The organism is gamma proteobacterium symbiont of Lampromicra miyakona, from assembly GCF_059730895.1.
The window spans coordinates 21,869-43,488 of record NZ_AP035934.1 but is presented as its reverse complement, the minus strand read 5'-3'; the positions used below and the strand labels follow the sequence as shown (position 1 = coordinate 43,488).

The window sequence follows — 21,620 nt, the reverse complement described above, 5'->3', positions numbered from 1 at the left end:
CCAGGCCAGTAATTAGCTTTAAGGAGGATAAGAAAGGATGCTGTATCCAGCATTGCCAAAAGCTAACATTTCGCATTAATATCTGTTTTCGGTTTCATTGAGACAGATAACGTGACGCTAACACAGTTGAGCTATTTTCTTGCCGCGGCTGATTTGGGGACGATGTCACGCGCCGCTGATGCTATGGGTATATCACAGCCATCACTTTCTGACCAGATACTGAAACTTGAAAATGAAATGGGTACGCACTTATTTATTCGTACTCACCGTCGCCTGATTCTGACAGATGCCGGGCTGCGTCTTGAGCCACACGCGCGCGCTGTCATGAAGGCAGCCCAACGCGGTTACGAAGCGGTGCAGTCAGTACGCGAGTTGAAAGGCGGTCTAGCCTCCTTCGGCACTTTCAGCTCTGCCTACCAATATTTTCTCGCCGACCTGATTTGCGAATTCCGCGCCCGCTATCCCGAAGTGCGCCTGCGTTTAACCGGCACCAACTCTTCGGATGTGGCGCGTGCGGTGATTGATGGCGAGATTGAAGCCGGGCTGGTGATGCTGCCGGTGAATAACAAAAATCTGGTGGTCAGTGAACCGGTCTGGTCGACGCAGATAGGCTATATCTCGGCCAGCGATGCGCGCTTATACGGCTCGAAAGACATTCATGCCTTATTACAGGCACCGCTGATTTTCAGTGAGGCCACGTGGCACACCAGCGACCCCATCCGCCGCCTGCTGAATCAGCGCGCTCAGGAGATCGGTGCACGTCTGGAACCGATTATTGAAGTGGAACATCAGGCAACCGCACTGGAGTTAGCCGCGAGGAGATTAGGAGATCTTATCGCTACGCGTCCAATCCTGCACCACCTCGGATACGGCGACAGGCTGAAATGGGTGCCCATTGAACCGCCCGCGTTTGAGGTTTTTGCCTTTATTCACCGCGCCGACACGGCCATTTCTGCGGCCACCCGAGAAATGATGCAACTGATGCGCCGTTATCTTCAGGACGTGCAGTCCACTTACAGCCATATCGAATGCTGATAGATGGGGGCTCATATAGGGCAAACCTATATTAACCAAAATCAATACCCTATTTATTCTGCGCTGATAGCCGCTTAAAACTATGTCATTCACGTTACCCCAATGTTGCAATAACTTTGCAGGAGAGACGTATGACATCCCAGGCTCGCTATTGTGTGATTGGTGCGGGTGCCGCCGGACTGGCAGCGCTGCGCACTTTGCAGGAAGAGGGTATCGCGGCTGATTGCTTCGAAAAAAGCGACCGGGTGGGCGGTCACTGGCATCATGATTACGATGCGCTTCACCTCATCACCCCGAAGAAATCATCAGGCTTCGATGGCTTCCCGATGCCAGAAGCGTGGCCGGTTTATCCCAGCCGCGATCAGGTGCGTGGATACATTGATAGCTATGCCGATCACTTCCATCTGCGCCAACAGATCCGCTTCAACAGCAACGTAGACCGCATTGAGCCGCTGGGTCGCGCGGGCAGTGAAGGCTGGCGCGTCACCGTCAATGGCAAACCCCATATTTATGCTGGCGTGCTGGTTGCTAACGGCCATTTATGGGATTGCGCTTTCCCACCGCAGGCACAGAATTTTAGCGGGATTTCGCTGCACTCGGGCCAGTATCGCAATACCGAACAACTGCAAGGCAAAGTCCTGGTCGTCGGCTGCGGCAACTCCGGCTGCGATCTGGCGGTCGATGCGGCACAGCACCGCTTTGCGACTGATATCGTGATTCGTCGTGGCCAGGTATTCCAGCCAAAAGCCTTGTTGGGTGTCCCCCGTGCCGAAATTCCCTTCCTCAGCGACCTGCCTCCTGAATTGCAAAATGCCGTCACTCAGGTACTGACGCTGATCTCATTGGGGCGCTGGGAGAATTACCCCGGCATGCCCGAGCCGGAAAGCTGGGATTTGGAAAAACAGCCACCGGTAGTGAACACCCTGCTGATGTACTGGATCCAGCATGGCCGCATTAGCGTGCGTCCCGGCATCGACAGCATCAGCGGCAAAACCGTCACGTTCAGCGATGGCAGCCAGGCGGATTACGACAGCATCTTGTGGGCGACGGGCTTCAACACGCGCTTACCGTTCCTTGATGACAGTTTACTGGAGTGGCAGGACGGCGTGCCTTTACGCACCGCCGCCATGACGCTGCCCACCACAATGGAAAACCTCTACTTTGTCGGTCTCGCCGCTCCCCGGGGCCCGCAGTGGCCGACCTATTGTCAGCAAACCCGGCTGATCGCCCGCATGCTGCAACTGCGTGAGCAGGGCATCAGCAATCTCAGCGTCCTGCTTGCCACCCAGCAGCCGCCGGATGCTCGTATCGATATTGTGCGCCGCCTGTGGCTGGAAAATCTTGAGGAAACCTGGCGCACGCTGGATCTGCTGGAGAAAGTCAGTAATGCACCCAAACACCCTTCCATCCTGATGGCCTGACCGGAGTAACATATAATGCAATCACATAACCCTGTGGTGTTGGTGACCGGGGCCGCTTCCGGTATGGGCAAAGCGGTGATGGAGAAATTTCAGAGGGAACAGTGGGAAGTGATCGCCATCGACCGTTGTGAAATGGCGCACCAGCCGGGTATCACCGCAGTGACCGCAGATATCACGCAATATGCCGCGCTGCGCGAGACCGTTGCTACCGCACTGCAGGGACGGCGCGTTCACGCGATGATCAACGCCGCCGGCATTTTCCCTACTTCGACCCTAGAAAGCAGCACCGACGCCCTCTATCGGCTGATTTTTGACGTCAACGTACTCGGCAGCGTCAATATGGCCAAAGTTGCCAGTGAATTCATCAGCCCCGAAGGCGGCGCTTTCCTGCTGTTCGCCTCGGTGGATGCTTTCGCCGTCTCCCCTTCACAACTGCTGTACAGCGCGTCGAAAGCGGCGGTGGTTTCTCTCGTCAAATCGCTGGCGATTGAGCTGGTAGGCAGAGGCATCGTGGTCAATGCCATCGCTCCCGGCTGGGTGGAAACCGAAGGTACCTTGAAAAGCGGACGCATCCACGAAGGGGTGAAGTCAGTTCCGCTGCAACGCGCCGCCAGCGTTATCGAGATCGCTGACTGGGTGTGGCACTTCGGGGCGCAACCCGGTTATGTCACCGGTGAAACGCTGGTGATTTCCGGTGGAAGCTACATGCGCTAATCCCTATTAAAGACGTCGTACTCCACTTCAATCAGACAGGGTAAGACAATGAAAGATAACACGATAAGTCCAACGCTTAATGGAGCTGTACGATTTGTAAAGGACCGAAACCCCTCACGCCAGATGTCGCGCCAGGGACAACTCACCAAAGCCGTGACCGGGCTGACGCTGGGTAACATGGTGGAATGGTTCGATTTCGCCATTTACTCCTCCATGGCGATGATTATGGCGAAAGTCTTCTTCCCCACCACCAACAGCTACAACGAGCTGATCGCCATCTATGCGGCTTTTGCCGCCGGCTTTCTGATCCGTCCTCTCGGCGGTTTTCTGTTTGGCCCGATCGGTGACAGGTTTGGCCGCCGCACCGCGCTGGTATTGAGCATCAGCATGATGTCGCTCGCGACCCTGTGCATCGCCATGATCCCCAGCTATCACAGCATAGGAATTGCTGCGCCTGTTCTGCTGGTAGTGATGCGCATGCTGCAGGGACTCTCGACCGGCGGCGAATATGGCGGTTCCTGCATCTTTATCGCCGAACACAGCCCTGATAAACGTCGCACTTTTTTCACCAGCTGGCTGGAGTTCGGTAACATCGCCGGCTTCCTGGTGGGTGGTATCATCGTGAACGCGATCAGTAGTGTGTTAGGCGAAACCACCATGGTAGCCTGGGGCTGGCGACTCCCCTTTGTGATTGCCGGACTGATGGGCATCGTCGCGCTGTTTATCCGGTTGCATGTCGATGAAACGCCGGTATTCCGCGAAATGCACGCCGGCAAAGCCAAAGCCACGGCACCGACGAAATCTCTGTGGGCGCTGATCCTCAAAGAGTGGCCCCAGTTGCTGCGCTGCGCAGGCCTGGTGGCGGCCTTCAATATCAATTACTACATCGTGCTGGGCTATATCCCGAGCTATCTGGTGAGCTTTATGGGCATGTCAGAAGCGTTCAGCGCCAACCTGTCGTTGATTGCCACGCTGGCACTGCTGCTTTTTATTCCGGTATTCGGCATGCTGGGCGATCGCTTCGGTCGCAAGCGCATGCTGACCATCGGCAGTATTCTGATCGTCACTTCAGCCATTCCGGTATTCTGGGCACTGCAGAGCCACGGCATGGCGGCGATTGTCATCGGCATGACGGTGCTGCTGCTGGGCATGCTGTTCTTTGAGGGCACCATTCCTGCGACCCTGACCTCGCTGTTTAGCAGTACCGCACGCTACAGCTGTTTTGCCATCAGCTACAACCTTTCTGTTTCACTGCTCGCCGGCACCGCACCGCTGATCAATACTTGGCTGATTAAGCAGACCGGCATCACCTTAATCCCCGCGTTCTATCTGATCGGCGGCGCCGTGCTTGGCTTACTGGCGCTTTGGAAAATGCATGATCGCACCGGCAAACCGTTACCCAACTAACCCTCAGTTTCAACAGGAGAACCAAATGAGCCCAACCCCAAAAGTGAAGATTTCATCTGGCGGCGCCTATGAAGCCGTATTTGGCTACTCACGAGCCGTTAAGGCGGACAATCAGCTGCATATTTCCGGCACCTGCGCCACGCCGGATTTTGAAAAAGCGGATGCCTATGAGCAGACCAAATCGATTCTGAACACCATCACTAAGGTGGTGCATCAGGCAGATATGGAAATGGAGGATGTCGTGCGCACCGTGGTGTACGTGCGCGATATGAATGATGCGGACAAAGTGGCGCAGGCACATCTGGAGACTTTTGGCACCATCCGACCGGCCAGCACTATTGTGCAGGTGGATTCGATGCTGCGCACCTGGCAGCGTGTGGAAATCGAAACTTACGTGATACGCTGAAAGCATGGCCAGAGAAATCAGGCTGTTCTCAGGATCATTAAGCAGATGAGGGCACCCGGTTACCGCTGGCCGCCAGTATAACTTTCATGTACTGAAGCAGGGGATTACCGTTGCGGATAATCCCCGTTTTTCCTCCGTTCGGGCGTCTAATCAGTAAGCGGCTCATGTAGACCGTATTGACACTCAGACAGAGGTAAGATCGACTTTCCATGGCAGTAGATCACGGACCCGGTTCACCGGCCAGTCCTGGATATTATCGATGACGTAACACAGCCATGTCTCCGGCTCCACACCGTTAAGCTGGCAGGTCCCGATCAACGAGTACAGAACCGCTGCACGCTCCCCACCTGCGTCTGAACCGGCGAAGAGCCAGTTCTTCCGGCCCAGGGCGACACACCGCAGCGCGTTTTCCGCGATGTTGTTGTCGATTTCCGCCCACCCGTTGCTGCAGTACAGGTTCAGTGCGTCCCACTGCTTCAGCAGGTAGGCGAACGCCTTTGCCGTATCCGAGTGGCGCGACAGCACCTTCATCTGAACCTGTATCCAGTCGTACAGCGACAGCATCAGCGGCACGGTCTGCGCTTTCCGGACCGCCAGTCGTTCCTCTGCCGGGCTTCCGCGTATCTCCGCCTCGATGGCGTACAGTTCACTGAGGCGCTTCAGCGCTTCGGTGGTGATGTCAGCCGGGGTACGGGCGTGAACATCGTGGATTTTTCGCCGGGCGTGCGCCATGCAGGCCGCTTCCGTGATGCGACCGTCTTCGTACAGCGCATTATAACCCCCGTACGCGTCCGCCTGCAGGATACCGCTGTACCCGGCGAGATGCTGCTGTGGATGAACGCCTTTACGGTCCGGTGAGTATGCGAACCAAACCGCCGGCGGCATCGGCGAACCGGCGTTACGGTCATCCCGCACGTACACCCACAGCCGGGCCGTCCGGGTTTTGCCGCTGCCCGGCTCCTGAACCGGCACCGGTATATCGTCGGTGTGCACCTTGCCCGGCATCAGCACATACTGACGCAGCTGGTCGTACAGCGGCTCCAGCAGTTCGCTCACCGCGCCGGACCAGCGCCCCAGCGTGGCCCGGCTCAGCTCCACGCCCTGACGACGGTAGATTTCTGACTGCCGGTAGTGCGGCGTGTGCTCTGCGAACTTCGCGGTGACGATTCGGGCCAGCAGACCGGGGCTGGCGTAACTGCGTTCGATGGGTTTTGAAGGCATGGAGGCCTGAACAATGTGGTCACAGCTGCAGCAGGCCAGTTTAAGCCGCTGCGTTTCGATAACCCTGAAGGCGCTGCTGATAAGCTCCAGCTGCTCCGACACGTCGCAGCCCAGCGCGCTGAGCTCGCCGCTGCACGCCGGACAGGCGGTCTCATCCGGAGACAGCGTGCGGGTTTCGCGCGGGAGTGTGGCGGGGAGCTGTTTGCGGCCGAAGACTGGCGCAGCGGCGGCGGGAGTACCGGGTCATGCTGTTCACCCAGCACCTCCGCCATCTCCTCCTGCAGCGCGCTGATGCGCTCCTCCGCCTCGCGCACCTGGCGGGCCGTTTTCTCACGCAGTTTTTCGGAGCTTTTGCCGAACTGCATACGCTGCAGCTTAGCAACCAGCGCCTTCAGCCGGTTGATTTCGCTGGCGTACGCCGCCACCCGCCGTGAGAGCAGGCGGTTATACTCCGCCATCTGGCGGATGGTGTGCTGCTGCGTGTCCAGCAGCGCCCGGAGACGGGCATTTTCGTCGGAGAGTGAGCGTGCCATGTGCTGACTTTACTGCAACTCATATGCGCAGGCCAGGGCGTTCCGTCCGCTGCGGGTGCTTCCAGTTAATGCCTTCCAGCAGCATCGCCAGCTGAGCCGGCGTCAGATGCACTTTTCCCTCGCGGGTGGCCGGCCAGACGAAGCGACCCCGCTCCAGGCGTTTGGTGAACAGACACAGGCCGTCGCGGTCAGACCACAGTACCTTTATCATGTCACCCCGGCGTCCACGGAAGATGAAGAGGTGGCCGGAGTATGGTTCATCTTTCAGGACGTTCTGAAACCGGGAGGCCAGACCGTTGAAGCCGTTACGCATGTCGGTCACGCCGGCGACCAGCCAGATACGTGCGCCTGCCGGAAAGGTAATCATTGTTCTCCCTCCCGGAGCTCACTGACCAGCGCAAGCAGCAGTTCCGGCGTGAGTGTCCCGCGGATACGCAGCGTACCGGCGGGCAGAACCAGTTCGCAGCAGGGAGACGCTTCCGCAGAGGGCGCCAGCGCGCTCACCGGTCTTTCGGCAGCGGTCAGCGTCACGGGGAACAGTGCTGGCGTATTGGCCGGAGTCCCCAACAGACCCAGCTGATACAGCCGGCGCCAGTTGAACAGCAGATTGTCATTGATGTCATTTTCGCGGGCAAGCTGCGCTACGCTGACGCCCGGCATCATCGATTTCTCCACCAGGGCGATGTTGAACTCCCGGGGGAAGTTGGGGCGGCGTGGCCGCCTGTGAACTGCCGGTGTTGCAGCAGCGGCAGGGGTTACGACGGGAAGAGCGGACGATTTTAGGGAGTCCTGCCGGTACAGGCGTTTATCCAGGCTTCTGGCATCGACGCTGCCCGGCAGAGGCCAGACCAGTCCAGCGTTCTTAAAGCGAGCGAAGAGTTCGCAGACGGTGGTTTTGGGGATGCCTAACCTTCGCCCCGCTTCTATTCGCGAAAGATTTTCATCAAAATGAAGGCGCAGAGCCTCAGTAATCCATGTCCGGTTTTTCACGCGATAGTGTCCATTAAAAATGATGGACACTATTGTCCCGCAACGGGAGGCAACCGGACAGACGGTCTACATGAGCCGCTTACGGATTACCTCCAGCGTAAGCGGGAAAAAACGCTCTTTTACAACAGTGAATATGGTGCCGGGCGGTGGTGGCAGTGGGAGGCATCAGAGGATCCGGAAGGGGGAAAAAAGCCGGCTTTTCCGGTAAGATAATTATGCTGGCTTCTTATGAAGCAGAGCATAAATACGAACAGAGACAGGTCTTCACCGGGCACCTGTAGTGCCCGGAGGGGCCTGACTAATGCCCCGGGTCCGCGAGATCGTTTTCAGAAAGGCCGGTCATCTTCAGTACAGAATGTCTGTCGATACCGTTCTGCAGCATGCTGCGGGCAATTTTCGGCACTGTTGCAAATATTAAAGTTGATATGCCTTCTGGCCGATGATAAAGACCCACATTTCAGGCACTCTGGCCACCAGGCGCATTTCACCCAGAGTATGGCCGAAGTAGAATGACTCCTCCTGGCCTTTGCGCAGCGCGCGCATCACTTCAATCCCTTTTATCGTGACGTGAGCTGTCTTAATCGATTTAAATCCCAGCGTGGCGCTGATTATCCGTTTCAGCTTGCCATGATCGCATTCGATAACGTTGTTCCGGTATTTGATCTGCCGGTGCTCCACCTCCGGCGGGCATTTCCCCTGACGTTTCAGTAACGCCAGTGCCCGGGAGTAAGTCGGTGCTTTGTCCGTACTTATGATGCGCGGGATCTGCCACCGTTTTACGTTGTTTAAAATCTTATCCAGAAACCGGGACGCGGCCTTCGTATTGCGGCGCGGCGAAAGGTAAAAATCGACAGTGCGGCCCCTGCTGTCAACGGCCCGGTACAGATAAGCCCACCGGCCACTCACTTTGATATAAGTTTCATCCAGATGCCATGAACAGAAGCCGGAAGGCTGACGCCGTACCAGTGCAGTCGCTTCTTCATTTCCGGCGCATATCGCTGAACCCAGCGGTAAAGGGGGGGTGTGATCAACATTCACGCCGCGCTCGGCCAGCATTTCCTGGAGTTCACGATAGCTGATGCCATATTTGCAGTACCAGCGTACCGCCCAGAGGATGATGTCGCGCTGAAAATGCCGGCCTTTAAATACATTCATGGGGAGCGTCACTGGTGAAAATGGGAAGAAAGTTTATCAGCGCCGCGATCTTTGCAACAGAGCCTTTCTGACACCGCTCAACGTGGTTTTTTACATCACTGGACCTCAAACCTCTCATTCACCCAAATACGCATTTCCCCTTTGCCACGATTAGCCCAGCAAAACCATGGAATAAAGGTCAGGGTTTGCGGTTTTGCTGATGAGGGCGAGCGGTCGTAATGCCACAATGGTTGCTGCTCTGGTTTTTCTGCGCTTTGGCGGATGCCCTCGGCCTGAATCAGCACTTTATCAGCAAAGAGGCCATTGCCTTGGAAGGCATTGAACGTGGCATTTTCTGGAAGCCAAAGGTTGTGTAGCTCTTCACCGTTATCGGCCTGCTCCAGACAATAGATCAGTGGCCCACGCTGGAGCGCCACTTTGCCTGCAACGTGGCGCTCCAGCGGGTTGCCATAAACGCGGCGTACGGGCATGGGCAGAGTGAGCTCTATGGTATCGCCTTCGTGCCATGTATGTCTGATGTGCAGATAGCCTTTACGAATATCTTTCTTAACACCTATACCATTTAGAGTGATCTGTGGCGCGTCACACCAGTCGGGCAGTCGCAGCGCCAGCGTGTGCTGTATTGGTGTTGGCGAATCAATGGCGAGGGTGACCTTCTCCTGCCACGGGAAATTGCCGCTGATGCGCAGACGCAACGTGCTCTCACCTACCGTTAATTCTGCACAGTTGCCGACGTACAAATTGACGTATAACGCATCTTCGCGTGGCGTGTAGATGTAATGACCTAACGACGTCAGCACACGTGCGATATTAGGTGGGCAGCAGGCACAGCCAAACCAGCGCTGGCGAACGGGTTTTACATGATCGTAAATGTGGTTGAATGCCAGAGTTTTTGGGTGAACTTCCAGCGGGTTTACGTAAAAGAAGTGTCTGCCGTCCAGCGCCATACCGCCTAACACTGTATTATACAGTGCACGCTCCATCACGTCCGCATACTGGCTGTCGGCTTCCATCTCCAGCATCCGGCGGGCGAACATTATCAGGCCAATCGAGGCGCAGCTTTCGGCATACACGCTGTCGTTTGGCAGATCGTAATCGCTGCTGAACGCTTCGCCGCAGCTCTGGGATCCGATGCCGCCAGTGATATAGAGCTGGCGTTGGGCCATATTATTCCACAGGCGCAGGCAGTCCTGACGTTTGCCTTCATCCTGGCTGAGGCGTGCCAGATGCGCAACGCCCGTCATCAGATAGACAAAACGCACTGCATGACCAGTCACCGTTTGCTGTTCGGCAATAGGTTGATGTGCCTGGCTATAAGCTTTATCTTTCACCATCCACGCCGGGCCGTAGGTATTCCAGTATGACGTTTCTCCACGCTTTTCGTACTCGATGTCGTAGAAATGTGGCTGTATTCCCCGTTGTTCAACGAAATATTTCACCAGCGCCTGATAGCGAGGCTCCTGTGTGACGTCGTAGAGACGCATTAACGCCAGCTCGATTTCCGGGTGGCCCGGGTAGCCATGCAGCTGGTTTTCTCCGGGGCCGAAAACCGTGTCGATGTGATCGGCGAGCCTGCACACCACGTCGAGCAGCCGGCGTTTGCCTGTAGCCTGAAAGAACGCCACACCCGCTTCAATCATATGCCCGGCGCAGTACAGCTCGTGGCATTCGGCAAGATTGGTCCAGCGCTCCAGCGGGGCTTTTACGGTGAAATAAGTGTTAAGATAACCGTCATCACACTGCGCGGCGGCGACCAGTTCAATCACCTCATCGGCGGTTTTTTCAAGCTCTGCATCTGGCGTCTGGCAAAGCGACCACGCCACGGCCTCCAGCCATTTTGCCACATCGCTGTCCTGGAAAACCATGCCATAAAACTCGCCCTGCTGTAATCCGGCGGCGATACGGAAGTTTTCGATGGCGTGGCTGGGATCCGCTTCTGCGATGCGATCATTAAGTGCATCCCACTGATACGGGATAACGACATCGCGAACCAGTTGCTGATACTGACCCAGGAACGGATCGCTGATTTTTAGTTTATGCAGATCGACTTCCGTTACAGACATGGTGTTCTCCTTAAGACTGAACATGGCGAGCGCGCAGGTCAGTGCTGATGCGCGACATCATTGGATTGTTGAGCTTGCAGGCGCGAATAGTGAGGGCAAGCAGCAGGTGGAACAGGGCCGGCAGGAGTGTTTCCATGGATGTCATGCCGTGCAGCGAAGCCGCAGTTTGATTGCCTGCACCTGGCTGGTAGGCGACAAAAATAAACACGAGGCTGATAATCCCGGCGCTGGAGGCCCACGCGAGCTTAATGCAGAACAGGTTAAAGGCGAAATTCATGCCGGAAGAGCGCACACCGGTTTTCCATTCGCCGTAGTCATCGGCGAAGGCCATCAGGCCGAAATGCAGGGGCAGGGTGAAACCAAGAATCACACCGTTGCTGAAGACCACTGCCAGCCAGAGCATTTGCCAGGCCGGTCCCGTCGGCAGGAACCACATCATCGCAGCCAGGGCCGCCAGCACGATATTGGTGGAGTAATAGAGTTTGACAGTATCGACGCGTTTCGACAGCGTGCTAACCAGTACGGAGCCGAGAATGGAAGCCAGGGTCACCATGGTGAAAAATAGCGAGGTATACGCAGTGCTGCCCTTCAGCACATAGGTGATAAAGTACATGTAACCGCCGCCGCGAATGTTAAACACGTTAATCAGCAGGAAAGACATCAACAGCATCAGCAGCAGTTGATCGTTCAGGCGCAACCCCACCAGGTGTTCGCCCAGGGTGAACTTACCCATCGCATCCAGCGGTACACGCTCGCGCACCCAGAAGAAGCAGCACAGGAACATCACCACTGCGATGCCACACAGGATGCCGACGCCCATCTGATAACCGTGTGCGGCGTCGCCCTTGCCAAGCGTTGAAACCAGCCACGGCAGCCCGACGGAGACTAAAAAACCCGCCACACCGCACAGGACAAAACGCCAGGACTGAGAGCCGAGCACTTCTGAGTGGCGTGTCGTCATGGTGTTGATCAGCGCGCAGTACGGTACGTTGATGGCGGTGTAGCTGACGGACAGCAGCAGATAGGTGGCGAATGCCCAGACGATTTTCATGTCCATGCTGACATCTGGCACAGTGAAGGTCAGGAAGCCAATCACGCCAATCGGCACTGCAACCCAAAGCTGCCATGGACGAAAGCGCCCCCAGCGGCTTTGAGTGCGGTCGGCGATTACGCCCATCACCGGGTCGGAAATGGCGTCAAACACACGCAGGACGATAAACATCGTGCCGACCAGTGCGGGCGTCAGGCCAAAAACATCTGTATAGAAAAAGGTCAGAAAATTCATTATCAGGCAGGTGATAACCGTACCGCCAGCATCGCCTAAGCCATAACCGATTTTTTCCCGCAGCGACAGCGTTTCACGGGCGGTCTGACGGGCAATATCGGTTTGTTTAATCGGGGCAGAAGTCATCGAAAACTCCTTACGTCGGTCAGAGTAAATGACCCGCATCGTGGCGGGCTTCTTGTTGGGATTGCAGACTACATGATTCATTCTGCCTGGAATCATCCAGGCAACAAGAGAAGGGAAAAGTATAAAAAGATGACAATTACGACCTTGTTGCCAAATTGTGATCGCGATCGGGAGGTAATGAAATTTTTTATTCATAATCAATATGAAATAGCTTTTATAACGAAACAAAAATGCGGAAAGATGAATTGTCATGCTCAGCTTATCCATAACATTTCCGATTCGTGTCCAGAATGGCGGGTTGTTCATTTCACGTGGCGTGGGGAGTCATCCGGCACGAAAACTGAACTCCTGGGAGCTGATTTTTGTCGAACGCGGTCAGTTGCAAATCCGTGAAGAAGGCGAGTTATTTACCGTTACAGCAGGAGAAAGTTTGTTGCTTAAACCGGGTCGTTGTCATGCAGGCGAAGGGGAATTCCCCGCCGATCTTAAATTCTACTGGCTGCACTTTGAGTGGATTGAAACTCCTGATGCCCCTGCATTGCACAAGAGGCTACTGACGCTTCGCCAGCACACGCGGGTAAGCGATCCGCTGTACATTATCTCGCTGTTTCGGCAGTTTCTCAGCGAACAGGAGAACATCCATCGCAATATCGCGCTGGAATGCATTTTACTGCTTATTTTTCAGCAAATTAGTGTTGCAGGTTTTGAGAGTGCAGCTGATAGTAGCCCCGGAGTGGCGCTGGCGTACAAGGCACAGCAGATAATACGCACGAAGTACCATCTGCCGCTATCTGCGTCTCTGCTTGCACGCGAGCTGCACTGCAACGCAGATTATCTGGGCCGTGTCTACCGCAGGGTCTTTAACCTGACACTGACGAAAGCAGTGCACCGGCAGCGCGTGATGGCGGCAGAGAAGCTGCTTATCAGCGACGCCCGTTCATTGACGGAGGTGGCTGTGATGTGTGGTTTCAGTGATATGGGCTACTTCCGGCAAATCTTCCGTAAATATACCGGATTGACACCTGCCGTCTGGAGAAAACGTTACTGCAAGGAGCATATCAATTCCGGATGAGGATGAGAGACTATCAGAAGCTTAGCCAGATGTCAGGGCCGTACTTGCAGGAGAATTTCGGTCAGACAGCGCGCCTGCGGAAGGTGCTGCTGAGGTTGCCTGCTTCACAGCCCTGGCGTGCCTGGATACAGCGGCAGATAATTTACTGCCAGAGGCGTCGCGACAGGCCTGCACTGATATTACTCAGCGCCCTGAGTTTGATTCCTAATGGCCCGCGTCCGCGAGATCGCTTTCGGACAGGCCGGTCATCTTCAGTACAGAATGTCTGTCGATACCGTTCTGCAGCAGTGTGCGGGCAATTTTCAGGGTGGCTTCGCGCTCGCCTTCCAGCTTCCCTTCCAGCTTCCCTTCCAGCTTCCCTTCTGCCCTGCCTTTCTTCATGCCCTTCTCCATGCCCTTCTGTTCAAGCTGCTCTGCAATAGTCATGAGTGCGTCTCCGTGTTGGGGCACGCGACGTGCCAGGTTACGTATAAAACTTTCGCCGTCGGCGGCGTTGCCCGCCTGCAGCAGGTAATGCATCAGCGACACCAGCTGCGTCCCCTCAGTGTACCCCGCCTGCAGCAGGGTGACCAGCGGGTCAATAAGCGCGGAAAGGTCCCGTATCCGGATGTGCTTCTGTATCAGCTCGAGCACGGCGATGCGGCGGTGCTGCATAATGTCATCGTCGGGAATGACGGTCACATCAGCCAGCGGAAAGTCTTGCGTGTACAGCTTTTCCGCCAGCGCCCGGTCGCTGAACAGGTCCAGCCAGCACAGGGTATACGGGTACGGGCTTACCTGACCGTGGTAAAAGAGCAGCGGGATGACCAGCGGCAGTTCGTCATTGCCGTCCGTCAGATGACGCTGCATGGCGGCCACGGCGTAGCGCAGCAGGCGGAAGGCCATATGCCGGTCCGGCGAGCTCTGGTGCTCAATCAGGCAGTAAACGTAGCCGTCGCCGGACGAGGTGCGCAGCGAGTAGAGCACGTCCGAGCAGTAGCTGCGCAGGTCGTCCTCAATAAATGAGCCGGAGGTGAGCGTCAGGGTGCTAAGGTCACACTCGCGCCGGAGTGCCTCCGGCAGGTATACATCGAGAAAGTCCCGGGCCGTATCCGGGTGCGTCATAAAGGTTTTGAACAGTGCATCGTGCGGCACCGGCGTGGTCTTTTTCATGTCAGCTTTTGTCCTGTTCATCAGGCGACAGGATATCACAGTCAGCGCGCGCGGCGGCGTCGCGGATGCGCATCACGGTCTGGCGGGTGGTGCTGTACTCGCGGGCCACCGCGGATACGGCCGCGCCGGTGGCCAGGCGTGCCAGAATCTGCTTTTTCTGCTCTGGCGTCTGCGAGAAAGGGCGGCCCGGATGGCGACCAGCCGCCCTCGCCCGCATGATGCCCGCCTGGGTACGCTCAATGAGCAGGTCGCGCTCAAACTCCGCCACGGCACCAATCACCTGCATGGTCATTCGCCCCGCGGAGCTGGTGAGGTCTACGCCGCCGAGCGCCAGACAGTGGACCCGGATGCCTGACTCTGTCAGCCCCTCCACGGTGTGCCGCACATCCATGGCGTTGCGCCCGAGGCGATCAAGGCGGGTCACCACCAGGACATCGCCACTTTCCATCCTGTCCAGTAGTCGGCAGAACCCGGGGCGTTCACTGGCAGGGGCTGAACCACTGATGCACTCCTCAATAATTCGCGCTGGTCGCACATCAAATCCGGCCTGCCTGATCTCTTTCAGCTGATTCTCATTGAGCTGAGTTGCCGTTGACACTCTGCAGTAAGCAAAAATCCGTGACATACGTTACTTTCCTTCCGTAAAGGATGTACAGTTTAACACGCGTGTACGTTTTACTAAACCCTTATATACGGTTATATGCGAAGGAAGGTGTACGTATACGATCGTTTCCGGACCTCCCACACTATTATCCTTCAGACTTGAAGAGGTCGGCCTGATACGACATTTTCGGCGTTGTGCTAAAATCGTCGACGGCATTTGTCTAAAATTCCAGCAGTTGATGATGGATGATGTGCACATCATTTCCGTTGCTGGCCCGCTCCCCTAACCGCCGGATGGCCCTGTAATGACCGGTATTCAGAACCGGTGCTCGCTGACTGCCGGAATATGGCAGAGGACACGGGTCCTACTTCCGCATCCGGTGCGGTGCCGGCCTGCCGTAGAGATAACCCTGCAGCAGAGGACAGCCGTATGCCCTGAGCCACTCCGCCTGCTCGGGGGGTTCCACGCCCTCAGCCGTGACTTCCAGCCGCAGCTGACGACAGAGTGAAAGTACGGAACTGACAATGGCTGCAGCATCTGCATCGCGGTGAAGATCGCCGATGAATGAGCGGTCAATCTTGATTCTGCTGAACAGCCCGGAACGGAGGTGGCTCAGGGAAGAAAAGCCGGTGCCAAAGTCATCCAGCACGACATGAATGCCCGCGTCACTGAATCCGCGTATGACCCTGTAGCTGTCTTCGGGATTTTCGAGCAGGGCGGACTCGGTGATTTCAAGCTCCAGCCTGTCCGGGTCGAGCCCGCTGTGCAGAAGCGCATCTTTCACCCTGTCGGTCAGCCGCGGGTCCCTGAACTGCCGCGGAGACAGGTTCACCGCCACCCGCTCCTCTCCCGGCCAGCCCGCCGTTTCGGCACACGCCCGCGCCAGCGCGAATGCCCCAATCTCATGAATGAGACCAGTCTCCTCGGCCAGCGGGATAAACACGTCAGGTGGAACGTTCCCTCTCACGGGGTGGTGCCAGCGCAGCAGGGCTTCGTAAGACACCACGTCCTCACTGACGCTGCTGACAACGGGCTGGTAGAAGAGCTGCAGCTCGCCGTTCCCGAGCGCGCCGCGCAGGTCATTCTCCAGGCTGAACCGCTCTGCCGCGGTCGCGGCCAGCTGGTCCGTGAAAATCACCCAGCCGTTACGCCCGCCGGACTTGGCCGCGTACAGGGCGATGTCCGCCGCCGACAGCATGCCTTCCGCATCCGCCGCGTGACCGGGGAAAAGACAGACGCCGAAGCTGCAGCCGGAGATGACCTTCCGGTCCTCCAGCATGAACGGCTCCCGCAGCCGTGCCGCGAGGCGCGATGCCGTTTCGCCCGCCGCCTCCGGCGTGTCCACGCCGGGAAATACCGCGACGAATTCGTCGCCGCCTGTGCGGGCGAGAATGTCTTCAAGCCGCAGGGATGACCGCAGCCGCGCAGCCACTTCGGCGAGGAGCGCATCCCCGGCAGGATGCCCCAGCACGTCATTGACGCTTTTGAACCGGTCAATGTCGGACACCATGACGGCAAAGGGCGTACCGCTGTGCAGGAGTGCGTCAAGCGCGGGCATCAGGCCGCGGCGGTTGAGCAGCTCCGTCAGCGGGTCATGCAGTGTCAGGTGCGTGGCGGTGGCCGCGGCCTGATATTCAGCCGTGACGTCCAGCAGGGTAAACAGAACGGTGTCGCCCGTGCTGGATGCGGTGAACCTGTCAGCGGCGAGCCTGAGCGTGAAGTCCGGTATCGGCTCACCGGAATTCAGGATTTCACTGAACCCGTCGCCGGGAAGGAGGTCAAGGCCGCGCTGAAACGCCGTAGCCAGATTTTCTGGCAGGTCCGCAGGCCGGCTTTTCAGGATGTTACCGTTGAGCACCAGCCTCCGGAGCCAGAGGGAGTGAGCAGCCATCGCGTTCGCGCGGGTTATATCACCCGACCCCGCGTCACACAGGATGAGCGCGCAGGGGGTGCGGCTGAAAACCTCGTCCAGCAGGCGGCCGGCGTCAGACAGCTCGGCTTCCCGCCTGATGATAGCCTGCTGCGCGAGGCGCAGCGCCGTTCTTGCCTGATGTTCAGGCGAAATGTCCCTCACGATTTTGATGAATGCTGCATCTTCATCACCATCAGGACTGAGAAACTCAATCTCTATGGATGCCCTGAACACGCTGCCGTCCCGCCGCAGGCGCCAGCCCTCGCCGGCAAAACGGCCGTGCTCACGCGCGGTCGTCAGGTTCGCCTCCGGCACGCCCCTGGCCCGCTCCTCATCATCGTAAAAAACCGAGCAATGAAGCCCGGTAATGTCCCTGCTGTCCCAGCCCTTAATCAGGCGGGCGCCGCGGTTCCAGCTCAGGACCTCACCGGCGGCGGACAGCAGATATACGGTACAGAGCGTCATGTCAGACACGGCGGCTCCCGGCTGGTTATTGGTAACGGATTTCATACGGCTGTTCCAGAAGCGTTTTCCGGCCTGAACGGAGGTGCTCCGGCCTTCAGGATTGTTATCGGCACTTTTGGTCTGAAACAGAGGCATTAATTTCTGAAGTATCTGCGCGGGACTAAGGGGCGTCTTCATTTAACCGGCCGCGATACTTTACCGGAACGTGCTTCTGAGGCGTAATGCTGTTCACCTGTCGGGGGCGACCTGCACTTGCTCCAGCCTTTTTGTCTGCCTGCACGGGGACTGTCAGTCCCCGTGTTTCTTATTAACGCCGGCATGGCAGCCGGACCGGGGGAAACTATTTTCTGATGTATAAGTCCTTCGTGTAATAAAAACCCAGCACCGACGGTGAATATCCCCCGACCGCCGGACTCACCAGCCGGTTCTGCACGCCATAGAAAACCGGAATGACGGGCGCATCTGCCGCAATGATATCGCTGGCCTTCTGATATTCACGGGCAGCTTGGGCGGGGTCTGCGGCCTTCCCGGCGGCGGCCACGGCACCATCAAAGGTTTTGCTGGCGTACCGGGACGAGTTCTGGCTGTCGCCGCTGCGGAAGGTGTTCAGAAAAGTGGACGGCTCGTCATAGTCTCCTATCTAGGTGTAGCGCACCAGGTCAAACTGCCCCTGGTGCATGGTATCCAGCATGGTCTTCCACTCCTGATTCTGCAGCGTGACTTCTGCGCCCAGCGTTTTCTTCCACATTGACGCCGCCGCAATAGCAATGCGCTGATTGTCGCCTGAGGTGTTATACAGCAGGCTGAAGCTGAGCGGATGCGTCGCTGAGAACCCGGCATCCCTGAGCAGGGCCCGGGCTTTTTCCTCCCTCTGCGCCTGAGTCCACCCGGCCCACGCCGGCGGCACCAGCGTGATGCCTCCCATTGAAAGGGGGAGCACCGTCCACGCCGGCTGCTGCCCCTTTCCCATGACCCTGCCGGCGATCACGCTTTTGTCCAGCGCAAGGTTCAGCGCCTCACGGACCCGCACGTCAGTAAAAGGGGGTTTTGTGTTGTTAAACTGAAAATAGAACACGCTCAGCACCGGCGTGGTGTGGATTTCTTCCGGCCTTTCTTTTTTCATCCGCGGAAAGTCTATGGACGGTATGATATCGGTAATGCCGATTTCGCCGGCAAGATAGCGGTTGAGCTCCGCGCTGCCGTCGCTCAGCGGCAGAAAGGTGACGCGCTCAATGACCGTGCGGGCATTGTCCCGGTAACGGGCATTACGGGTAAGAACGATTTTCTCGTTCACCACCCACTGACTCAGCTGGTAAGGGCCGCTGCTGACCATGTTGCCGGGGCGCGTCCATGCGTCACCATATTTTTCAACGTTGCGGCGGCTCACCGGGAAAAGCGAGGGATGCGCCACGAACTGCAGGAAATAAGAGACGGGCTGGTCTAACTCAACCTTTACCGTAAGGTCATCAGGCGCCGTCACGCCCAGCTTTTCCGGCGGGAGTTTGCCGTCCGTGACCGCCTGCGCGTTCAGGATGTGGGCGTAGTCGGCAAAGTGTACAGTCCGGGGACATCGTGAACACTTGGTCGGGGACATGGTAGACACCTACAACTAAGGCATAAGAACCCGTTTATGGAGTCGCTTATGCCCTGGGATGCGAGAGATACCATGTCATTACGTACTGAGTTTGTTCTGTTCGCCTCGCAAGACGGGGCGAACATCCGCGAGCTGTGCCGCCGCTACGGGCATATCTCCCGCCACCGGCTACAAGTGGCTTCGCCGCTGGGATGAGGAAGGACTGTCCGGCCTTCAGGACCGCTCCCGCGCGCCCCGTCACTCACCCAGCCGCTCACCTGACGACATCACCGAACTGCTGCGTATGGCGCATGAGCTTCATCAGCACTGGGGGGCCCGCAAGATTAAGCGCTGGCTCGAAGACCGCGGGCACCGCATGCCGGCCTTCAGCACCGTCCACAACCTGATGGCCCGCCACGGCCTGCTGCCAGGCGCAGCGCCGGGCGTCCCGGCCACCGGCCGGTTTGAGCATGCGGCCCCGAACCGGCTCTGGCAGATGGATTTCAAGGGCCACTTTCCCTTTGGCGGCGGCCGCTGCCACCCGCTTACCCTGCTGGACGACCACTCCCGGTTCTCGCTGTGCCTGGTGCACTGCGCTGACGAACGGCGTGAGACGGTACGGGAGCAGCTGGTCAGCGTCTTTGAGCGCTACGGCCTGCCGGACCGGATGACGATGGACAACGGCTCGCCGTGGGGCGACACCATCGGCACCTGGACGGCAGTGGAGCTGTGGCTGATGCGCCACGGCATCCGGGTGGGGCACTCGCGGCCGTATCATCCGCAGACGCAGGGCAAGCTGGAGCGCTTTCACCGCAGCCTGAAGGCGGAAGTGCTGCAGGGGAAGTGGTTCGCGGACAGCGGTGAGCTGCAGCGCGCCTTCGACCACTGGCGGACGGTCTACAATCTCGAGCGCCCGCATGAGGCGCTGGAGATGGCGGTGCCGGCGTCGCGCTATCAGCCCTCATCGCGGCAGTACAGCGGGCGCGTAGCGCCACCGGAATACGACGAGGGCGTGATGGTCAGGAAGGTGGATATCAGCGGGAAGCTGAGCGTAAAAGGACTCAGCCTGAAGGCGGGCAAGGCGTTCAGGGGAGAGCGTGTGGGGCTGAAGGAGACGGGGGAAGACGGTTATTACGAGGTGTGGTGGTACAGCACAAAAGTGGGGGTGATCGACCTGAAGAAAAAGTCGATCACCATGGGTAAAGGATGTTAAAAAGTGTTCACCATGTCCCCGGACTGTACACAACACTTAGCGAGGGGTATTTCTGAGCATATTCCGCAATGGCTGATGCAGCATTGCCGAGATTCTTATTAAAGCCGCCAAATACTTCCCCGTCTGCGAAAAACTTTTCATTGGCAAGCTGATTAAACTTATAATCAGACTCACTCGCCACCACCTGAAATGAGGATGATACAGCGCCGTTGGCTTTACTGGTTCCAGCTACCTGATCTTTAATATAATCCTTTTTAAGGAATGCTGTAGTTAGCGCAAGCTGAGCCTGCTGGTCGGGGATAATTGAAGCAATAATAGATGATGCAAGAACATCACGCGCAGCGCGAAGGTCACTCTCTTTTTTCGTGCCTTTATTCTTTTCGATATCAGCGGTTATTTTTTTATAACCTTTATCGCTTGTGATTGTAGCGTCTATCGCATTAACGAATGACTCATAAGTATTCTTTCCCTTCGACCTCTGAGAAACAAGGAAATCGGTATAAGAAACCGGCTTCTGACCATCACCCCTGAACAATCTGTTTTTCATACTGTTCATAGTATCTGCGCTGGTTACTTTTAATAACAGATTATTGAAGTTATTGGCAGCGGTGTCATTATTACCTGATGTAGCTGAGTTAGCCTGTAAATTACCAAGAAGTAAATCAAGGTCCGTTCCCACTTATCCAGCAACATAATCACTGCGGGTTTAACGGTTTCCAGCGAAGGTGATGACTCAAGTACAGAACGCTCAAACACACTGTTTTTCCCGGGGGGAAGAACAACACCGAATGTTTTCAGGAGGCCGCGGATCTGATTAGTTACGGCAACCCTGAGCTGAACCAGTTTTTCCCGGCTGGTCAGAATGAGTCTTTGCTGATGGCATTCAAGGCTTTTGACATGTACTGGTTTGTACCATCCGGAAAGGACCAGCCGGGCAATACCAAAAGCGTCATTTTGATCAGTTTTATTCAACTGCATCGACAATGCTGCATGAACATGGCGGGCATGGATACAATCAATGTCCAGGCCAAAGCTCTTGAGTGAATGGTAAAGCCAGACGCAAAGTGGCCCTGTTTCCAGACCCACTTTCGAGTTATCAAATCCTTCAGAAAAGAGATAATCGGCGATAACACCGGGATGCGTATCGACGTTAGCCATACGAATTTTATTGCCGTTATGGTCTATAACGCAGATGCTTGTTTTCTTTTGAGAAACATCAAGCCCAACGAAGGTTTTCATGGCTGTCACCTCAAATATCACAGATCGGGATCGT

At 56.8% G+C, this 21,620-nt stretch carries 17 protein-coding genes and 3 pseudogenes; 7 read left to right on the top strand and 13 right to left on the bottom strand.

Translation table 11 applies throughout. The features are described from left to right. Positions 1-111: 111 nt before the first annotated feature. The 5 genes from AC6I8P_RS23005 to AC6I8P_RS22985 all read left to right on the top strand — a co-directional run bounded on the left by AC6I8P_RS23005 (position 112) and on the right by AC6I8P_RS22985 (position 4,983). The gene (locus AC6I8P_RS23005) at positions 112-1,035 is read left to right on the top strand and encodes a LysR family transcriptional regulator (protein WP_059012772.1); all 924 of its coding nucleotides are present in this window, start codon (positions 112-114) and stop codon (positions 1,033-1,035) included. Between the two features lie 131 nt (positions 1,036-1,166). Continuing rightward, complete coding sequence (locus tag AC6I8P_RS23000) at positions 1,167-2,456, top strand: flavin-containing monooxygenase (protein ID WP_059012770.1); 1,290 nt, start codon at positions 1,167-1,169, stop codon at positions 2,454-2,456. A 15-nt stretch (positions 2,457-2,471) separates the two neighbouring features. After that, on the top strand, positions 2,472-3,170 hold the full coding sequence (locus tag AC6I8P_RS22995; RefSeq protein WP_059012768.1) for an SDR family NAD(P)-dependent oxidoreductase: 699 nt from the start codon (positions 2,472-2,474) through the stop codon (positions 3,168-3,170). 123 nt (positions 3,171-3,293) lie between these two features. Continuing rightward, positions 3,294-4,577, top strand: a complete 1,284-nt coding sequence (locus AC6I8P_RS22990) for an MFS transporter (RefSeq protein ID WP_230201154.1) — start codon at positions 3,294-3,296, stop codon at positions 4,575-4,577. A gap of 25 nt (positions 4,578-4,602) precedes the next feature. After that, positions 4,603-4,983: a Rid family hydrolase gene (locus AC6I8P_RS22985; RefSeq protein ID WP_059012764.1), complete on the top strand. Its 381-nt coding sequence runs from the start codon at positions 4,603-4,605 to the stop codon at positions 4,981-4,983. A gap of 183 nt (positions 4,984-5,166) precedes the next feature. Here the strand turns inward: AC6I8P_RS22985 and tnpC are convergent. The 7 genes and pseudogenes from tnpC to AC6I8P_RS22950 form a co-directional block, all read right to left on the bottom strand. Further along, positions 5,167-6,737, bottom strand: a pseudogene (gene tnpC / locus AC6I8P_RS22980) (IS66 family transposase). 19 nt (positions 6,738-6,756) lie between these two features. Beyond that, the gene (tnpB, locus tag AC6I8P_RS22975) at positions 6,757-7,104 is read right to left on the bottom strand and encodes an IS66 family insertion sequence element accessory protein TnpB (RefSeq protein WP_498031377.1); all 348 of its coding nucleotides are present in this window, start codon (positions 7,102-7,104) and stop codon (positions 6,757-6,759) included. Beyond that, positions 7,101-7,757 carry an IS66-like element accessory protein TnpA gene (tnpA, locus tag AC6I8P_RS22970; RefSeq protein ID WP_498031376.1) on the bottom strand — a complete coding sequence of 219 codons (657 nt, stop codon included), beginning with the start codon at positions 7,755-7,757 and terminating at the stop codon, positions 7,101-7,103. Before tnpA ends, tnpB begins: the two co-directional genes overlap by 4 nt. Before the next feature lie 268 nt (positions 7,758-8,025). After that, a pseudogene (locus AC6I8P_RS22965) lies at positions 8,026-8,124 on the bottom strand (Rpn/YhgA-type helix-turn-helix domain-containing protein); the annotation flags it as partial. 17 nt (positions 8,125-8,141) lie between these two features. After that, positions 8,142-8,882 carry an IS6 family transposase gene (locus AC6I8P_RS22960; protein WP_498013358.1) on the bottom strand — a complete coding sequence of 247 codons (741 nt, stop codon included), beginning with the start codon at positions 8,880-8,882 and terminating at the stop codon, positions 8,142-8,144. 95 nt (positions 8,883-8,977) lie between these two features. Continuing rightward, positions 8,978-10,945 carry a glycoside hydrolase family 127 protein gene (locus AC6I8P_RS22955; protein ID WP_498013357.1) on the bottom strand — a complete coding sequence of 656 codons (1,968 nt, stop codon included), beginning with the start codon at positions 10,943-10,945 and terminating at the stop codon, positions 8,978-8,980. A 10-nt stretch (positions 10,946-10,955) separates the two neighbouring features. After that, positions 10,956-12,356: an MFS transporter gene (locus AC6I8P_RS22950; RefSeq protein ID WP_059013024.1), complete on the bottom strand. Its 1,401-nt coding sequence runs from the start codon at positions 12,354-12,356 to the stop codon at positions 10,956-10,958. Positions 12,357-12,606: 250 nt separating this feature from the next. Here AC6I8P_RS22950 and AC6I8P_RS22945 point away from each other — a divergent pair, with 250 nt between their 5' ends. Continuing rightward, entirely contained in the window at positions 12,607-13,428 is an 822-nt protein-coding gene (locus AC6I8P_RS22945; protein ID WP_059013026.1) for a helix-turn-helix domain-containing protein, read from the top strand. Positions 13,429-13,632: 204 nt separating this feature from the next. Here AC6I8P_RS22945 and AC6I8P_RS22940 read toward each other — a convergent pair whose 3' ends face one another. From AC6I8P_RS22940 to AC6I8P_RS22925, 4 genes are all read right to left on the bottom strand, one after another. After that, positions 13,633-14,580, bottom strand: a complete 948-nt coding sequence (locus AC6I8P_RS22940) for an Rpn family recombination-promoting nuclease/putative transposase (protein WP_059013027.1) — start codon at positions 14,578-14,580, stop codon at positions 13,633-13,635. A 1-nt stretch (position 14,581) separates the two neighbouring features. Next, positions 14,582-15,205, bottom strand: a complete 624-nt coding sequence (locus tag AC6I8P_RS22935) for a recombinase family protein (RefSeq protein ID WP_498013356.1) — start codon at positions 15,203-15,205, stop codon at positions 14,582-14,584. A 343-nt stretch (positions 15,206-15,548) separates the two neighbouring features. Further along, positions 15,549-17,738, bottom strand: a complete 2,190-nt coding sequence (locus tag AC6I8P_RS22930; RefSeq protein WP_498031375.1) for a putative bifunctional diguanylate cyclase/phosphodiesterase — start codon at positions 17,736-17,738, stop codon at positions 15,549-15,551. 463 nt (positions 17,739-18,201) lie between these two features. After that, positions 18,202-19,155, bottom strand: coding sequence for an ABC transporter substrate-binding protein (locus AC6I8P_RS22925; protein ID WP_230201165.1), 954 nt, complete (start codon positions 19,153-19,155; stop codon positions 18,202-18,204). Positions 19,156-19,203: 48 nt separating this feature from the next. Between AC6I8P_RS22925 and AC6I8P_RS22920 the strand changes: the two are divergent. Further along, positions 19,204-20,347: pseudogene (locus tag AC6I8P_RS22920) on the top strand (IS481 family transposase). Between the two features lie 7 nt (positions 20,348-20,354). Here AC6I8P_RS22920 and AC6I8P_RS22915 read toward each other — a convergent pair. Together AC6I8P_RS22915 and AC6I8P_RS22910 are read right to left on the bottom strand one after the other, a co-directional pair. Then, entirely contained in the window at positions 20,355-20,903 is a 549-nt protein-coding gene (locus AC6I8P_RS22915) for a hypothetical protein (protein ID WP_059012986.1), read from the bottom strand. Between the two features lie 20 nt (positions 20,904-20,923). Continuing rightward, complete coding sequence (locus AC6I8P_RS22910; protein WP_059012984.1) at positions 20,924-21,586, bottom strand: IS110 family transposase; 663 nt, start codon at positions 21,584-21,586, stop codon at positions 20,924-20,926. Positions 21,587-21,620: the final 34 nt, after the last annotated feature.

Excerpts from the sequence above, each read along its gene's own strand:
- AC6I8P_RS23000 (WP_059012770.1), top strand. The coding sequence starts at position 1,167 with ATGACATCCCAGGCTCGCTATTGTGTGATTGGTGCGGGTGCCGCCGGA.
- AC6I8P_RS22935 (WP_498013356.1), bottom strand. The coding sequence starts at position 15,205 with ATGTCACGGATTTTTGCTTACTGCAGAGTGTCAACGGCAACTCAGCTC.
- AC6I8P_RS22930 (WP_498031375.1), bottom strand. The coding sequence starts at position 17,738 with ATGAAGACGCCCCTTAGTCCCGCGCAGATACTTCAGAAATTAATGCCT.
- AC6I8P_RS22985 (WP_059012764.1), top strand. The coding sequence starts at position 4,603 with ATGAGCCCAACCCCAAAAGTGAAGATTTCATCTGGCGGCGCCTATGAA.
- AC6I8P_RS22925 (WP_230201165.1), bottom strand. The coding sequence starts at position 19,155 with ATGTCCCCGACCAAGTGTTCACGATGTCCCCGGACTGTACACTTTGCC.
- AC6I8P_RS22955 (WP_498013357.1), bottom strand. The coding sequence starts at position 10,945 with ATGTCTGTAACGGAAGTCGATCTGCATAAACTAAAAATCAGCGATCCG.
- AC6I8P_RS22910 (WP_059012984.1), bottom strand. The coding sequence starts at position 21,586 with ATGAAAACCTTCGTTGGGCTTGATGTTTCTCAAAAGAAAACAAGCATC.
- AC6I8P_RS22945 (WP_059013026.1), top strand. The coding sequence starts at position 12,607 with ATGCTCAGCTTATCCATAACATTTCCGATTCGTGTCCAGAATGGCGGG.
- AC6I8P_RS22915 (WP_059012986.1), bottom strand. The coding sequence starts at position 20,903 with ATGAACAGTATGAAAAACAGATTGTTCAGGGGTGATGGTCAGAAGCCG.
- AC6I8P_RS22940 (WP_059013027.1), bottom strand. The coding sequence starts at position 14,580 with ATGAAAAAGACCACGCCGGTGCCGCACGATGCACTGTTCAAAACCTTT.
- AC6I8P_RS22990 (WP_230201154.1), top strand. The coding sequence starts at position 3,294 with ATGTCGCGCCAGGGACAACTCACCAAAGCCGTGACCGGGCTGACGCTG.
- AC6I8P_RS22960 (WP_498013358.1), bottom strand. The coding sequence starts at position 8,882 with ATGAATGTATTTAAAGGCCGGCATTTTCAGCGCGACATCATCCTCTGG.
- tnpB (WP_498031377.1), bottom strand. The coding sequence starts at position 7,104 with ATGATTACCTTTCCGGCAGGCGCACGTATCTGGCTGGTCGCCGGCGTG.
- AC6I8P_RS22995 (WP_059012768.1), top strand. The coding sequence starts at position 2,472 with ATGCAATCACATAACCCTGTGGTGTTGGTGACCGGGGCCGCTTCCGGT.
- AC6I8P_RS22950 (WP_059013024.1), bottom strand. The coding sequence starts at position 12,356 with ATGACTTCTGCCCCGATTAAACAAACCGATATTGCCCGTCAGACCGCC.